At 38.6% G+C, this 16,671-nt stretch carries 13 protein-coding genes; 6 read left to right on the forward strand and 7 right to left on the reverse strand.

The window, feature by feature from the left end; all coding sequences use genetic code 11:
- Positions 1 to 41: 41 nt before the first annotated feature.
- The 7 genes from LVD16_RS02720 to LVD16_RS02750 form a co-directional block, all read right to left on the reverse strand.
- Complete coding sequence (locus LVD16_RS02720; RefSeq protein WP_233772050.1) at positions 42 to 1,025, reverse strand: ABC transporter ATP-binding protein; 984 nt, start codon at positions 1,023 to 1,025, stop codon at positions 42 to 44.
- Positions 1,026 to 1,158: 133 nt separating this feature from the next.
- Positions 1,159 to 3,057 carry an acetate--CoA ligase gene (gene acs, locus LVD16_RS02725; RefSeq protein WP_233772051.1) on the reverse strand — a complete coding sequence of 633 codons (1,899 nt, stop codon included), beginning with the start codon at positions 3,055 to 3,057 and terminating at the stop codon, positions 1,159 to 1,161.
- Between the two features lie 136 nt (positions 3,058 to 3,193).
- Positions 3,194 to 4,219, reverse strand: a complete 1,026-nt coding sequence (locus LVD16_RS02730) for a DUF4421 family protein (protein WP_233772052.1) — start codon at positions 4,217 to 4,219, stop codon at positions 3,194 to 3,196.
- 62 nt (positions 4,220 to 4,281) lie between these two features.
- Positions 4,282 to 5,454 carry a glycosyltransferase family 4 protein gene (locus LVD16_RS02735; protein ID WP_233772053.1) on the reverse strand — a complete coding sequence of 391 codons (1,173 nt, stop codon included), beginning with the start codon at positions 5,452 to 5,454 and terminating at the stop codon, positions 4,282 to 4,284.
- Positions 5,455 to 5,459: 5 nt separating this feature from the next.
- Positions 5,460 to 6,110: an endonuclease III gene (gene nth, locus LVD16_RS02740; RefSeq protein ID WP_233772054.1), complete on the reverse strand. Its 651-nt coding sequence runs from the start codon at positions 6,108 to 6,110 to the stop codon at positions 5,460 to 5,462.
- 3 nt (positions 6,111 to 6,113) lie between these two features.
- Positions 6,114 to 6,350 carry a hypothetical protein gene (locus LVD16_RS02745; RefSeq protein WP_233772055.1) on the reverse strand — a complete coding sequence of 79 codons (237 nt, stop codon included), beginning with the start codon at positions 6,348 to 6,350 and terminating at the stop codon, positions 6,114 to 6,116.
- On the reverse strand, positions 6,325 to 6,924 hold the full coding sequence (locus LVD16_RS02750) for an RNA polymerase sigma factor (protein ID WP_233772056.1): 600 nt from the start codon (positions 6,922 to 6,924) through the stop codon (positions 6,325 to 6,327). The genes LVD16_RS02745 and LVD16_RS02750 overlap by 26 nt, the downstream gene beginning before the upstream one ends.
- Positions 6,925 to 7,206: 282 nt before the next feature.
- Here LVD16_RS02750 and LVD16_RS02755 point away from each other — a divergent pair, with 282 nt between their 5' ends.
- The 6 genes from LVD16_RS02755 to LVD16_RS02780 all read left to right on the forward strand — a co-directional run bounded on the left by LVD16_RS02755 (position 7,207) and on the right by LVD16_RS02780 (position 16,670).
- Positions 7,207 to 7,500 carry a hypothetical protein gene (locus LVD16_RS02755; RefSeq protein ID WP_233772057.1) on the forward strand — a complete coding sequence of 98 codons (294 nt, stop codon included), beginning with the start codon at positions 7,207 to 7,209 and terminating at the stop codon, positions 7,498 to 7,500.
- Between the two features lie 52 nt (positions 7,501 to 7,552).
- Positions 7,553 to 10,369, forward strand: coding sequence for an excinuclease ABC subunit UvrA (gene uvrA / locus LVD16_RS02760; RefSeq protein ID WP_233772058.1), 2,817 nt, complete (start codon positions 7,553 to 7,555; stop codon positions 10,367 to 10,369).
- 24 nt (positions 10,370 to 10,393) lie between these two features.
- Positions 10,394 to 11,698 carry a peptidoglycan DD-metalloendopeptidase family protein gene (locus LVD16_RS02765; protein WP_233772059.1) on the forward strand — a complete coding sequence of 435 codons (1,305 nt, stop codon included), beginning with the start codon at positions 10,394 to 10,396 and terminating at the stop codon, positions 11,696 to 11,698.
- Positions 11,699 to 11,732: 34 nt separating this feature from the next.
- Positions 11,733 to 13,082: an NADP-specific glutamate dehydrogenase gene (gdhA, locus tag LVD16_RS02770; RefSeq protein WP_233772060.1), complete on the forward strand. Its 1,350-nt coding sequence runs from the start codon at positions 11,733 to 11,735 to the stop codon at positions 13,080 to 13,082.
- Between the two features lie 119 nt (positions 13,083 to 13,201).
- Positions 13,202 to 15,868, forward strand: coding sequence for a triple tyrosine motif-containing protein (locus LVD16_RS02775; protein ID WP_233772061.1), 2,667 nt, complete (start codon positions 13,202 to 13,204; stop codon positions 15,866 to 15,868).
- A complete protein-coding gene (locus tag LVD16_RS02780) occupies positions 15,861 to 16,670 on the forward strand; it encodes a hypothetical protein (protein WP_233772062.1) in 810 nt (269 codons plus the stop codon). The genes LVD16_RS02775 and LVD16_RS02780 overlap by 8 nt, the downstream gene beginning before the upstream one ends.
- Position 16,671: the final 1 nt, after the last annotated feature.

Consider the following 16,671-nt stretch of genomic DNA (forward strand, 5'->3'; position numbering starts at 1 on the left):
AAGCCGGTAAAATAGTACGTTCAGTATAAAACCGATTAAAATTAATTTAATCTATGCTTAAGTTGCTCAAAATCAGCGGCTAGACAAACCGTCATCTTATCTTTTAAGGCTTCAAAGTGATTAAAAAAGACTTTATTCCCTTCATAAACCGATTCAATGAGATAATAGCTGCCGCAAAAATAGGAACCAGACACTACTACCTGAAAATCAGAAGCTTTCGCTAAGTACAACTCATGAGGGTAAAGAATTATATCTTTTGAAGCAGCTTTTCCAGGCCAAATTGCAGAGGCAGGGAGTTTACTTACCTCGCCAAATAATGTTGCTACATATAATGACTGAGGGTTATTGTATAAATTTTGTGGTGTGTCCTTTTGCAAAACCTCACCATCCTTCATTACTAAAGTTTTATCAGAATAAGAAAGCACCTCCGTTGGGTCATGTGTTGCCACTATGCAGGTGATGTTTTTCTCTTTCAAATAATTGAAAATATTCCTCCTCAAGGCATTCTTTCTGTACTGATCGATATGGCTAAAAGGCTCATCGAGCAATAATAATTCAGGTTCCTCTGCTAAAGCTTGTACCAAAGCAATACGCTGCTGCTGTCCACCACTTAAAAATTTGGCCTTTGTATCAGCATAATCCTCCATCTCCACCATGGCCAGAAGTTCTTGTATTCTCTCCTCCTTTTCATCATAAGGCATAGATTTCAAATGCTTTCCTACATTTTCATAGGCAGTATGAAAGGGATAAAGATCAAAGGATTGAGAAACATATTTGATAAAGGGCTCTCCAGGAACAAGGCGCTCCTCAGGGCCTTTTAATTTTTCACCCAGCCATTTAATTTCTCCCTGAAATATATGTAAGCCATAAATGATTTCAAGCAAGGTTGTTTTTCCGCATCCACTAGCTCCAATAATACTCAAATGATTTCCCTCTTCCAGATGAAAGCTCATTGACTTTACAACCGTCTCATCTTCGTAAGCAAAGGAAACATTTTCAAGCTCCAGCCTATTTACTTTTTTCATAATTCAAGCTAAGCTAGGCCTGTTTAATTTAATTTACCAGTATGAACTAATTATTCACATGGCTTATAGATAGAAAAGGCCTGCTTCATTTCTGAACAGGCCTTAATATTTAAATTCAAATATAATACTTGGGTCACTCTACCACATTAGATTTTATTGATTCAACAATCTCCGGATTTAATAACGTAGATGTATCTCCTAAATTAGAGGTGTCGCCACTAGCAATTTTACGCAGAATTCGTCGCATGATTTTACCTGACCTTGTTTTAGGAAGTCCAGGAACAATTTGAATTTTATCCGGCTTGGCAATTGGCCCAATGATTTTATTAACGGTCTGTCTTATTTCTTGCTTAAGGTTATCCTCAGATCTACCTTCCATATCACAGATAACGTAGGCATAGATTCCTTGACCTTTAATATCATGCGGATATCCTACTACGGCAGACTCTACAACTTTCGGGTGCTCGTTAATGGCATTTTCCACTTCAGCAGTACCCATTCTGTGCCCCGATACATTGATCACATCATCTACTCTACCAAGAATTCTATAGTATCCATCTTCATCTCTTTTTACACCATCACCAGTAAAATAATAGCCTTTAAAGCTTGAGAAATAAGTTTGCTTACACCTTTCATGGTCTCCATAGGTAGTTCTTAATATGGATGGCCAAGGAAATTTCACACAAAGATTTCCTTCTACACTATTTCCCTTTAATTCATTTCCATCATTATCTAAAATAGCCAGCTGAACTCCTGGAAGCGGTAAAGTAGCATAAGATGGTTTAGTTGGCGTTACCCCAGCAATAGGGGATACCAAAATACCTCCGGTCTCCGTCTGCCACCATGTATCCACTATAGGACATCTGCCTTTACCCACATGGTCGTGATACCAGTGCCAGGCTTCCTCGTTAATGGGCTCACCCACAGATCCGATTACCCTTAATGAATCTAGTTTATAAGGCTCTAAAGGCTCAGTTCCATAAGCCTGCAATGCTCTAATAGCAGTTGGAGCGGTATAAAATTGATTAACCTGATACTTATCACATATCTCCCAGAACCTACCTGGATCCGGATAAGTAGGCACACCTTCATACATTAATGTAGTAGCTCCTGCCAGTAAAGGGCCGTAAACTATATAGGAATGTCCTGTAATCCAACCCACATCGGCGGTACACCAATAGACATCCCCTGTATTATATTGAAATACATTTTGGAAAGAATAGCAGGTATAAACCATATAACCTCCGCAAGTGTGAACTACACCTTTAGGCTTGCCAGTAGAACCTGAGGTATATAGAATAAACAGCATATCTTCAGAGTCCATAATTTCAGCTTTGTTTTCTGTAGATACTCCCTCAATAGCATCGTGCCACCAGATATCGCGGTCAGCATTCATTTCCACATCCTGACCCGTTCTTTTGTATACTATTACTTTTTCTATGGTAGACGTATTGGCAACGGCTTCATCAACCACAGCTTTTACAGGTATTTTTTTATCCCCTCTGAAGTTACCATCAGAAGTAAGTACCATCTTTGCTTGGCAATCATCAATCCTATCAGCTAGTGATTTAGCAGAAAAACCAGCGAAAACCACCGAATGGACGGCCCCAACCCGAGCACAGGCCAGCATAGCCACAGCTGCCTCCGGTACCATTGGCATGTATATTATTACTCTATCACCTTTTTCTATACCATTCTTTTTCAGCGTATTAGCAAATTGGCAAACCATTTCATGGAGCTGCTTGTAGGTGATCGTTCTGTTCTTTTCGTTAGGCTCATTAGGCTCCCATATAATAGCAGGCTTATCTCCTAATAAGAAAAGATGACGTTCGAGAATGTTTTCTGTAATATTTAGTTTGGCATCGGTAAACCATTTGATATCAGGCTTCTTAAAATTCCAATCTACAACCTTATCCCACCTCTTATGCCAATAGAAGGAATCGGCCACGCGTGACCAAAAATGTTCTGGATCTTGGACACTCTTTTGGTAGTCATAGAAGTACCCACTTAATGTCTGTATTTTGTTAATCATAGGTTTTAATATTGATTAGTTAAAGATCACCCCTGCTCTTTCCCTAAATTGCAAAAAAACCCTCAAATGGCGAAATGATCAATCGCAAACGTTGTCAAAAAGATATATTCTCTGATTTGCAGACTAAAATGAAAGGCTATAACCCTACTCTATCTAACACTTCTCGAATACTATGCTTTAAAAAGCCAAATTCCTCGAAGCGATAGCCGATGAACACCTTATAATTACCTGTGGCACTTCTAATCTTCGAGTCTTGCAGCTGCATATTTCCATTATCATAAATGGCGGTAGCTCCGAAGAAGAAATTATCATGATCGTAACCCAGTGAGGCTCTGAAATTAACTTTACTCTCCAGCACAATATCACTCTCAGATTCTTCATCTATCTGATATTCTTGAAACTGAAGTCCCACGCCAGCGGTAGCGTTGATATTAAAGTAGAAATATTTTTTCACGAATGTGTAGCCATAGCCCGGCAGAAATGAGAGTGCATTAAAGTTTCCATTTTCAAAACCAATGTCATTACCAAAGCCCTGACCAACCTCCATTGGAAGGATGGCTGAATCCGCTGATATCTTAGTACGATTAAAAGAAGTGAGCAACAACACGGAACCAGCACTTTTAAGCTGCCTTTCTGATTGGTTATAACCGGCTCTGAAAGAATATTTATCATGATTGAAAATATGGATTCCATTCAAAATAATTTTCCTTACTGAAAGATCACCTCTAAATGGGTATACTCCTGTTTTATCGAAATCTGGATAAACCCTGTCAGCATTATTTATATAGAAGCCTTGGTACTTTTGATAAGTAACATCAAAGCACCATTTCCTACCATATATATTACCTTGGAAATCTTTGAAATCTGTAGAACCAAACTGTGCTTCATCTTTTTGTAGAAAATCAGGAACTTTCACTGACATTTCAAAGCCTATGTCAAACATATAGACTCCAACTCCTAAAAAACCCTGATTGTTAGGAAAATAGTTGACCCTATCCTTACGATTAGATTGGCTAATCAGATCTAGAGAAAGAAGCTTATCGCTCCCTAATAATTTAGCGTTGAATTTATCAGGAAATCTCTTGACGTAAGTAGAGTAAATAGAATCAGACTGCACCTCATCCTGGCCATGCACCAGCACAGGTTTTAGCCCAGCAGCCATTATCAGCAACATACAATAAACACCACTTATTCTCATCTGATATTCAGACCTTTACTATAATTTCACAAATTAAGAAATTCTCTTAGTTTACCTAGCTGTTTCTCTTTGGAAAAATAATTCTCCGCTAAGATCCTGGAATTCTGCTGTGCCATTTCAAGATGATTCTCATCTTCTAAATAAGGCATGATCAAACGCTTAAAATCACCCGGCTTTATAGGATCACAATAAAACCCACAAGAATGTTTTACAATTAGCTCTTTTATCCACCCTTTAAAATTGATAATTACCAATTTGCCTGCCGCTATGCCATCAAAAAACTTATTAGGACTCCCTGAGGAAAGCACCGGAACATTAGTGAAAGATACATATATGGCGTCAGAAATATTTAACACTTCTTTTACGCCCTCCTTATCAGTAAAACTTATAAAGGAGAGGTTGGTCAAGTTTTGTTGGTTGCCTTTTTCTTTAATACTCCTGAGCCGTGCTCCATCGCCAGCTATTATAAAATGAAATCGACTGTCCTCTTTAACTGCGTAAGCTATATCAAGTAAGTATTCTAAATGGTTGGCCATGCCCACCGTGCCGGCATAGGTGATTACAAACTTCCCCTCTACCCCGTACTTCGCAATTAATGACGCATCTTTAGGATTTCGTTTGAAAAAATCAACATCAGCCATATTGGTTACTACCTCAATATCTTTACTCTTTACCTTAGTCTGGATATATTCCTTAATATCTGGAGACAAGGCAACTAACTTATCCGCCCCTTGATAACTTTTCTTTTCTAACCAGAATGCCGCTCTTTTTAACAATTGATTTTTTAAAACACCCAATTCTATGGGAGCATCCGGCCACATGTCACCCACCTCAAATATGTAAGGATTTTTAAATCTCCATTTTACATAAAGACCAATTATACCTGTGGTAAGTGGCGTAGTAATTACATAATTAAAATCTATAGGCTGAAGTTTCTTCAATACTCGACGAGACATGAGCACAAACCGAGCAAAAGCATGGACTCTGCTCCAGAAACTTAAATGATTGGTATAATAGACGGGAAGATAATGGATATTTATTCCATCGATATTTTTAAAATGAGCAGACTCATTATTATAAGCAGTGATCACATGCACTTCGTGCCCCAACTGCTTTAGGTATTTTGCAATATAATAGGAACGAATGCCTCCACCTTCGGCTGGAGTTTTAAAATACTGATGAATAAGAACAATGCGCATAATGGCTAAATTATGCCCTGATTCTTTTCATAGTACCTACAGAAATGAGTGATATTGCATTTCTCACACTGAGGTCTTCTTGCTAAGCACACGTATCGGCCATGTAAAATAAGCCAATGGTGTGCTCTTGCAATAAACTCATCTGGAATTTGCTTGATGAGCTGTTTCTCTACCTCTAATGGAGTTTTTAGATTTTGATTTACCAGTCCTAACCTTTTAGACACCCTAAAAACATGAGTGTCTACCGCCATAGTAGGCTGGTTATAGATTACTGAAGCAATTACATTAGCAGTTTTCCTTCCAACACCTGGCAGCTTCTGCAATGTTTTCACGTCCTCTGGAATAACACTATCAAACTCCTCCACCAACATTTTCGCCATTCCAAGTAAGTGCTTGGTTTTGTTATTTGGGTATGATACGGATCTTATATAAGGAAAAAGCTCGTTGAAGTGACTTGCCGCCAAATGTTCTGGCGTAGGAAAATCACGAAAGAGAGCTGGCGTTACCTGATTAATACGTTTATCAGTACACTGAGCACTTAAAATAACAGCCACAAGAAGCTCATACGGATTACTGTACAAAAGTTCCGTTTCAGCATCAGGCTGATGAGTAGTGAAGTAGTTTACAAATTCTTTAAATCGCTCTTTTCTTTGCATTCCCTATTTTTTGGGTTGCAAATTTAAGGATTTTGAATAACTAATAATATTAGAAACTACACGATCCGAAGGATCTTTCATACTCTTATCTAACTGACCACGTGTGGTCATCATCTCTTTGTATTCTTCTTGTAGCTCAGCATCGCAAAGCATAGCTTGCTTTAGCTCATGGCTTTCAGTAGCAGTCGTTTCATTGTAAATGAACCTGATTACATCATCTTGGGTAAATGTTTTGGTCATAGGCAATATTATATTGTTTCATTTTCTTCCTTAGGTTGATCAGCGCATAACGCATTCTACCTAAAGCTGTATTTATACTAACACCAGTTTGTTCTGCAATCTCCTGGAAACTCATTTCCATGTAGTGTCTCATGATTAATACCTCTCTTTGGCTATCTGGTAACTCCTGTATTAAATCACGAACTTTGGAATACGTATCCTTCCTTATCTGGTCTGATTCCACAGACTCTTCAGCAAACTCCAAAGTATTAAATACTTTGCTACCGTCTTCCAAAATCATGGTAGGATAACGCTTCTCTTTTCTAAAATAATCGATAGAAAGATTATGAGCAATCCTTGTAATCCACGGTAAAAACTTTCCTTCTTCATTGTATCTGCCTCCCTTGATAGTATTGATAGCTTTTACAAAGGTCTCCTGCAAAAGATCTTCAGCAATGTAATGATCCTTTACAATAAGGTAAATAGTGGTATATATACGCGACTTGTGCCTATGTAGCAACTGCTCGAAAGCCTCTTCGTTACCCTGTTTGTAAAGTGACACTAGTTTGCTGTCACTAATCCTATACTTCTCCATTAAGTTTACAGTTTTAAGTTAACGTAGAGGTCTATATCATATTGTCGCCGGGGGGATTTTGATTAAAAATTATTTCGAGTCAGAAAATCAAATGTAAGTAAAATAGCAAATAACATGCAAAAAAATAACAAAGAATTTTTTGCACCTCTGGTTACACCCCAAACTTTTTTATCATTAAGGAGAAACTTTTCATAATATTATTTTATGGTTAGGAAAATCTTTTACTACATTTCCACCATAATTTAAAAACCACATGATTTACCAATTAGGTTAGGACTCAAAATGGAGAAAAAACGAGTAATTAAAAGTCTGGAAAATCTAGACTCTGACTTAAAATCACTACTTAAAAAAAGGTACCCGGATGGATTCGAGAACAATCTTATGAGGCTTACCAATGCTAAGAATGAACCTTTTTTTGTAGTTCCGTTAGAAACTGAAGATACTATGTTCTTAGTCAAAATTGCTGTGACCAAAAACAGTGATGGAGAATATGATCTGGATATAGATGATGATGACGATGGAGATGATGATGATATTGATGTAGGCGATGAATATGATCCTGATTTTGAAGGGTAATCTTTAATCATAACATTCATTATCCACTCATTGTGTAGTATCTTTGTAACTTATGCAAGATACTACAGCCACTCTCGAAGAAAAATTGGAATCTCTTGATCCCAAGCAGCATATAATAATAAAAAGGGCACGCGTAAACAATCTAAAAAACCTTAGCGTAGCCATTCCAAGAAATAAATTAGTTGTGATTACCGGACTCTCCGGGTCTGGTAAATCTTCTCTGGCTTTTGACACTCTTTTTGCCGAAGGACAAAGGATGTATGTAGAAAGCTTAAGCTCATACGCACGTCAATTCCTTGGCCGTATGGAAAAACCAGAGGTAGATTACATTAAAGGGGTCTCTCCTGCCATTGCGATAGAGCAAAAGGTAAATACCAGAAACCCAAGATCTACCGTAGGTACCACCACAGAAATTTATGACTATTTAAAGCTCTTATTCGCTAGAATAGGCGTTACTTATTCCCCTATTTCAGGTAAAAGAGTTTCTAAAGATAGCGTTACTGATGTAGTTAACTTCATTAATTCATATGAGGAAGGAACCAAAGTAATGGTAAGCTGCCCTCTGAAGAAGAATGCTGAAAGAACTACGGAGCAGGAGCTAAACATTCTCCTTAGTAAAGGCTATACCAGAATCATTGTAGGTGATGATGTGCTTTTTATAGAAGATTTGCTTCAAGATTCCGGCGCACTTAAGAAAGACGCTGCCATAGAGATTTTGATAGACCGCGCCGTGGTAAAGCCAGATGATGAAGACACCCAATATCGCTTGTCCGATTCTGTTCAAACTGCCTATTTTGAGGGTATTGGCGACTGTTACATTCATATCATGGGTAAAGAAACTCGCCATTTCTCTGACAGATTTGAGGAAGATGGAATGAAGTTTCAAGAGCCTAATGTAAACTTCTTCAGCTTTAACAATCCATATGGAGCTTGTAGAACTTGCGAAGGTTTTGGAAAAGTATTGGGCATTGATCCTGACCTGGTAATTCCTGATAAAAGCCTTTCAATATACGAGGGGGCAATTGCTCCATGGAGAAGTGAAACCATGAAAAAATGGCTTAATCCGCTTCTTAAAGATGGAATAAGATTTGATTTTCCAATTCACAGACCCTACATAGAACTTACTGACGAGCAAAAGCAATTGCTTTGGGAAGGAAATAAGTATTTCGATGGCCTGAATTCATTTTTTAAATTCATTGAATCTAAAACTCACAAGATCCAATATAGGGTTTTATTATCAAGATATAGAGGTAGAACAGTTTGCCCTGACTGCCGCGGCACCCGATTGAGAAAAGATGCTTCTTACGTGAAAATTGGAGGCAAATCAATCACTGATATAGTTCTTCTTCCAATCGGTAAAGTCATTAATTATTTTGATCAATTAGAACTTAATGACAATGATAAAAGTATTGCTCGCAGACTTTTAAAGGAAATTAATAACAGGCTTTCATACATTGAAAGAGTGGGCTTGGGCTATCTTACGCTCAACAGAATGACCTCTACGCTCTCTGGCGGTGAGTTTCAAAGAATAAAATTAGCTACCTCACTCGGAAGTGCATTGGTGGGAAGTATGTATATTCTGGATGAACCTAGTATTGGTCTTCATCCGAGAGATACAGAGAGATTGGTTGGGGTGTTAAAATCCCTTCGCGACATGGGAAACACTGTAATAGTGGTAGAACATGAAGAAGAAGTAATGACAGCCGCTGATCAAATCATAGATATAGGACCAGATGCCGGGGTACACGGTGGCGAATTAATGTTCCAGGGCACTGTAGATGAGTTAGAAGGCTCTGATTCTCATACCGCTGATTATCTATTGGGTAGAGAAAGAATTGTAGTGCCAACCAGCAGACGCAAATGGAAGGATTCCATTTCCATCTTCGGAGCTAGCGAAAATAACTTGAAGAACATCGATGTTAAGTTTCCACTTGATGTACTTACTGTAGTTACAGGAGTAAGTGGATCAGGAAAGTCTACATTGGTTAAAAAGATACTTTATCCTGGTGTTGGGAAAATTTTAGGAACCGTTTCTGAAGCTACCGGTAAGTTTGATAAGCTGGAAGGTGACTATGAGAAAATAACCCAGATTGAGTTTGTTGATCAAAACCCAATTGGTAAATCTTCTCGTTCTAATCCTGTAACTTATGTGAAAGCTTATGATGCCATAAGACAGCTATTCGCTGATCAGCCGTTATCTAAGCAAAGAGGCTATAAACCATCTCATTTTTCATTTAACGTGGATGGTGGCCGCTGTGAAACCTGTCAGGGAGAGGGTGTAGTTAAAATTGAAATGCAGTTTATGGCTGACATCTTCCTCACTTGTGAGAGCTGCAAAGGAAAAAGATTTAAGCAGGAAATTCTGGATGTAGAATATCAGGGAAAGAGCATAGCTGATGTGCTAGACCTGACGGTAGAGGAAAGTCTTGAGTTTTTTGATGGCAAAACCGCTATTCTTAATAAAATTCAGCCCCTTTTTGATGTTGGCTTAGGTTATATTGGTCTTGGTCAATCCTCTAATTCACTTAGTGGTGGGGAAGCACAACGTGTAAAACTCGCTTTCTACTTAGGCAAAAATAGCAGGGATAATAAAGACCATATTCTGTTCATCTTTGATGAACCTACTACAGGTTTGCATTTCCATGACATCACCCAGCTACTAAATTCTATCAATGCTTTAGTGGAACAGGGTAACAGCGTGATCATCATTGAGCATAACATGGAAATAATTAAGTCAGCAGACTGGATTATTGATCTTGGTCCTGAAGGTGGGGAAAACGGTGGAAATATTTGTTACGAAGGTACACCTGAAGACATGGTTAAGCTAAAAGACAACCATACCGCCAGGTTCTTGAAAGATAAACTTTAAGATAAAATGTGCTGTTAAATCAGCATGAAAAATCTTTTGATTGTACTTATTGCAGGAGCGTTATTCAGCTCCTGCAATGGTCTAAAATCCATCAAGGAAGCTTTCAGTGATCAGCCACCTTACGAAACCTACCTTAAAAGCCTAAAATCTGCTGGCTTGGAAAACACTACCCTCATGAATAAGTGGGTAGAGGCAGGAAAGTCAGCCCTGACAGATTCTATCTTCATCGATTTACCTTACAAGGAAAAAGGCTACTTTTCAGATAGTGAGCCCGACGCCAGATCTTATAGATTTCAAGCCAAAGAAGGGAAGCTTCTTCAAATAGACAGCGATGTACAATCAGAGCAAAATGGCCAGCTGTTTCTTGATCTATTTTTTTATAAAGAAAGTCAATGGAAAGCCATTGCACACAGCGATAGTGCTGCCATATTAAAGTACGAAGTAGAAGATGATGGTTATTATCTATTAAGAATTCAGCCCTCTTTGCTTAACAGCGCTTATTATAATCTTACCATCAACAGTAATCCGATCCTTATCAATCCCGTGCAAGGTGCTACCAATCGATCAATCGGTAGCTTTTATGGAGCGCCCAGAGATGCTGGGGCACGTTCACATGAAGGGCTGGATATTTTCGCTAAGCGAGGCACACCAGTAGTTGCTCCTACCGATGGGTATGTGAGCAGAGTAGGAACTAACAACCTGGGAGGAAATGTGGTCTGGCTGAGAGACAACAAGAGAGGCCAATCTTATTATTTTGCACATTTGGATCAGCAACTAGTATCATCAGGTGAAAGAGTAAAACAGGGCGATACCCTTGGGCTTGTCGGTAATACAGGAAATGCAAAAAACACACCTCCCCACCTCCACTTTGGCATATATTCATCAGGCAGTAAAGATCCTCTTGCCTGGGTGAAGGTTGCCGAGAAAATGATAGACGATTTTAAAATTGATAGTGTGCAATTTTCGAGCTTATTTGTAACTACCTCCAAAACATTAAACTTGCGAAGTGGACCAGGCACCAATTTCACCCCCATCGACCAACTTGCCAATAACACCATTTTAAAAATTATAGGCCAGTTTCAAGACTGGTTCAGAATAGAACTACCAAATAATCAGCAAGGATTTGTCTTTAAAAACTTAATTAAGCCCACAGGATCTGGTGAGCCTTTGACCATCAAAAAAGACCAAACTCTGTTGTCTCAAGCCTCTGCTGATTCCATTCCTATAACCCAGCTTTTAGCTAATAGTAAGGTCTCCGTTCTAGGCCGCTATAACCAATTTCAATTTGTAAGAACATTAGACGGTCAGAGTGGTTGGATAAGTGAATAAATGAATTAAAAATCGCTTAAAAATCGTTGAATAAATGTCTGACATACTGGAAAATGTAAAGAAAAGAGATCCTCATGAGCCGGAGTTTCACCAGGCCGCTGAAGAGGTTATAGATTCTATAGGACCTGTTTTAGAAAAGCACCCTGAATTCAGAAAACACAAAGTACTTGAACGTTTATTGGAGCCAGAAAGACAAATATCTTTTAAAGTAAGTTGGGTAGATGACCAGGGTGAAGTGCAAGTTAACCGTGGCTACAGAGTTCAAATGAATAGTGCCATTGGTCCTTATAAAGGAGGTTTGAGGTTTCACCCATCGGTATATCCGGGCATACTGAAATTTCTAGCCTTTGAGCAGACCTTTAAAAATGCGCTGACAGGCCTTCCTATGGGTGGAGGTAAAGGCGGATCTGACTTCAACCCCAAAGGAAAATCTGATGGCGAGGTGATGCGTTTTTGTCAAAACTTTTTTATGGAATTAAATCGCCATGTAGGTCACCGCATAGATGTACCGGCTGGCGATATAGGTGTAGGCTCAAGAGAAATTGGGTATATGTTCGGCACCTACAAGAAGCTTTCTAATGAGTTTACAGGAGTGCTTACCGGCAAAGGTGTTGGTTGGGGTGGTAGTTTGCTGAGAACCGAAGCCACCGGTTATGGATTGGTATATTTTTCTGAAAATATGCTTAACCACATCAATGATTCGGTAAAAGGGAAGACCTGCCTAGTGTCGGGTTCGGGAAATGTGGCCCAGCACACGGTTGAGAAATTGCTTCATATGGGTGCTAAGCCAATATCTGTTTCTGATTCATCCGGCTTTATTTATGATGAAGAAGGGATTGATGAAGATAAACTGGCTTACATTAAAGAGCTTAAAAATGTAAAAAGAGGCCGAATAAAAGAATATGCCGAAAAGTATAGCTCTGCAAAATATTTCGCTTCTGAAAAGGATCAAAGCAGCAATCCACTTTGGGACATTAAAGCTGATTGTGCATTTCCTTGCGCCACCCAGAATGAAGTGAATGCCAAAGACGCTGAAAATCTAGTAAAAAATAAAGTTGTTCTAATTGGTGAAGGTGCCAATATGCCCCTGGAGGCTGATGCGGCCAAAATAGTGATAGATTCAGATATTTTGTATTCACCTGGAAAAGCCAGCAATGCAGGAGGTGTGGCCACTTCTGGCATAGAAATGATGCAAAACTATATGGGTAGCTACTGGTCTAAAGAGCAAGTAGATAAAAAGCTACAAGAAATAATGAAAGAGATACATACTAACTGTTTACAAGCTTCAGAAGAGTACGGTTTTAAAAACGACTACGTAAAAGGAGCCAATATCTATTCTTTCAAAAAAGTAGCCCGGGCCACTATAGCTCAGGGAATCATATAATTAAAAGAAGTGGCCGTCTTAAAAATTACTTGTGACGGCCTCTTTTATTTAAATAATTCATTTTTAGCCCGTTCCATATTCTTTTCGTAATTTACAGCCAAATCTGGAAATCTGCATACGTGAAACATGCGCTACTAATCGTCTACTCGGCTTTATTTATATTTGCGCCAAATGTCATTTTTGCCCAGCAGGGAAACTACTATCTAAGGCATTTTAGTTCAGCCGGCAATAATTCTGACAATATCAATTTTGACATTCTTCAAGATAAGGATGGCATTATAAATATTGCCAACAGACAAGGCTTATGGCAATTTGATGGCAAAAACTGGAGTCAGATCGAAACACCATCGGCGATATTCTCATTAGCATTAGATTCAGAAAACAATATCTATTTGGGTGGTGCAGCAGGATTTGGAATCCTCTCTAGAGATGAACAGTTTAACCTGAAATATAAGTCTCTTTCTTCACAGGTAGAATCGGCAACTAACATCACTAAAATACTTTACGAGCACAATTCTCTTTACGCAATCAATGACGAAAACCTTTACGTTCACCACAAAGATAGCGTAAAAACTATTAGCTCCGGTTTTAGCGGAGCGTTCCTGGATCTTATAGAGTACAATGGCCAAGTTTATGTAAACACATCCAACAGTGGACTCCAGCAAATTGAAGGCAATCATCTTCAAGCGCCTCAAAACCTAAGTTTTGATAAGGAAAGCACTACATTCATAGCGCGCCTTAAAGAGTCGTCAAAGTATATTATTGGTACAGATGATAATGAGCTCATTTATCTGAATGGCTCGAGGGCCAAAAAACTAAGCTTTAAAAAGGATGGCGACTACCTACTTAACAGTGGCATAGAAACCGGCATATTTTTATCAGACACTCTGGCAGTACTGTCATCATTAAAAGGTGGTGTGATTTTCATAAATCCACTTAAATCTGAAATTGTTAAGATCATCAACTACCAATCTGGCTTACCGGATAATGAGGTATATGCCTTGGCCACTGATGATAATTATGGAGTCTGGGTTGCTCATAGTGAGGGACTTACCAGAATAGCACCCGATCTACCTTTTAAAAGCTTTAGCCAGTACGCTGGCCTTAAGGGCAATGTCCTATCGGCCGTTGAGCACGAGGGGCAGCTATTTGTAGGCACGAGTACCGGCGTTTACTATTTGGAGGAGGTAAAGAGCTTTGATGAAACCATTAGGATTATTAAGAAACCCACCATCCAAGAGAAAACCGTAATCAGAGATGATAAAAAGAAGAAGGGAGGCTTATTCGGTTTCTTAAAGAAAAAAAATAAAGAGTCGTCAGAAGAAGAGCCCCCTAAAGGTGCCCAACCTCAGTATAAAAGGTTAGTAGAAAAAGAGCTGAAATCCATCACTTATGAGTATAAACCCATCAATAATATTGGCTCCAAAACTTCTCTTTTTGAAACCGACGGCAATAGACTATTCTGCGGAGGATTAGATGGATTATATGAAATTAAAGACAAAAAGGCCTTTAAAATAAGTGATGAGGCCATACGGTATTTTACCATTTCACCTAATAAGAAAAAGATATTCGCCAGCACTTATAATCATGAACTTAAAGTGTACGATTACCGTGAAGATTTTCATGAACTTAACATTTTCAGCCAGTTTAGAGATGATGTTCATTATATCTTCGAAGATCATATGGGCAAAATATGGTATTGCAGCATGGAAGAGATTTATTGTATCACTTTCAACAATGATGAAATTGCTGACACTGAAGAATATAATCTGGAAAACCCTTATTATGATGAGACTTACGGTGTAGCCCAAAATGACACCATCTTCTTTATAAACACAAAAGGCATATTTTTTCTCAATAAGAAGACTAATGATCTTGAATTATTGAAAAAAGGGGAAGACATTCAGGATTACTTCCACGGGAATGGCAAAAGCATATGGTTGTCATCAAAAAATGCCTGGAAAAAGTTAGGTTCCCATGCTAGTAATAAAAATTTCACGCTGCTCAATCTTTTCCATGACATTAAATACATTAAATCTAACCCACAATCCAATGAATTTTGGGTGATAACTGAGGGCAATGATCTATACCAGGTATCAGCCAAAAAGCAGAATTTCAAAACTAAAAACTACAAACTGCTACTGAAGAAGATTCAGTCTGGTACTACGTCTTACGGCTTGGGGCCGGAGCTTAAATTTGACCAGCAAAATAATAAATTGGCCTTTGAGTTCATTGAACCCGAGTATTCTGGCATTTTAGATATTCAATATCAGTATAAACTAGAAGGGCTGAATAGAGAATGGTCAGACTGGTCGCCTGATCATAATGTAATAGACTTCCCCTATTTACCTGATGGAAAATACACGCTGCACGTGAGGTCTAAGGATATTCTAGGAACCATTAGTGAAGCTGATCCTATTTCATTCCAAATAAAACCTCCTTACTGGAAACGTCCTTGGTTCTATGTGTTAGAATTTTTAGGCCTGGCACTCTTACTTTTTGCCTCCATAAATGTTAAAAAACTAGGAGATAAGTATCATCTGGTGAGTCAGCTTTTAGCTGTGCTTGCCTTAGTTATTATCATTGAATTTATCCAAACCATAGCCGAAAGTAAATTTACGCTCAGCTCACCTGTAATTGATTTTATCATTCAGGTAATTATAGCCATTATAATTTTACCTATAGAGAGGCTGCTGAGAAGATATATTTTCAGAGAGAAAGAGGTGAAGGTTTTGGAATTTGTTAACTTGAAAAAAAGAAAATCTGAACCCGAATCAAATGACTAGAAATATACTATTCGCATTCATTGCCTGTGCAATATTGGCCGCCTGCGGCCCTCAAAGTGAAAATCAAGAGCAGCCTGAAACTACTGAAAATACCGTAACTGAGGTTAATCCAGCGGCAGATGGTTTCAATGCAGCGGAATCTGATGACAAAGCCATTGCAATAGCAGATAGTGTGATGGCCGCCATGGGTGGCAGAAAAAATTATGATGCCATAAGATATATCTCATGGAATTTCTTTGGTGCAAGAGATTTAATCTGGGATAAGCATACTAGCAGAGTAAGAATAGATTTTCCTTCCAAACAAACCACCTATTTAGTGAACGTAGCATCTGGAGAAGGCAAAGTAAAAGTAGGCGATAAGGAAATTTCTAATCCGGATACATTAAAAAATTATCTGGCAGAGGCCAAAAGCATTTGGATAAATGATTCTTACTGGCTTGTAATGCCATTTAAACTAAAAGATAGCGGTGTTACGCTAAAATATTCTCGTGAAGATTCCCTATCTAACGGCGACCTTGCGGATGTACTTACCATGACCTTTGAAAATGTGGGAGACACCCCTAATAACAAATATGAAGTGTATGTAGATAAAGCAGATCACCTGGTAAAACAATGGGCATACTTCCAGCAGGCTTCTCAAGATAGTGCCTCTGCTGTCTGGCCGTTTGATAACTATCAAACCCATGAAGGTGTTAAGTTTTCATACGATCGATCCGATGACAAAGGACCTCACAAGGTAGTCGTATACGATTCATTGCCAGACGAGGTATTTACTTCCTTTGAGGCACCTAAAATAGACTAAA

The organism is Fulvivirga ligni, from assembly GCF_021389935.1.
In the GTDB taxonomy this organism is placed as follows: domain Bacteria; phylum Bacteroidota; class Bacteroidia; order Cytophagales; family Cyclobacteriaceae; genus Fulvivirga; species Fulvivirga ligni.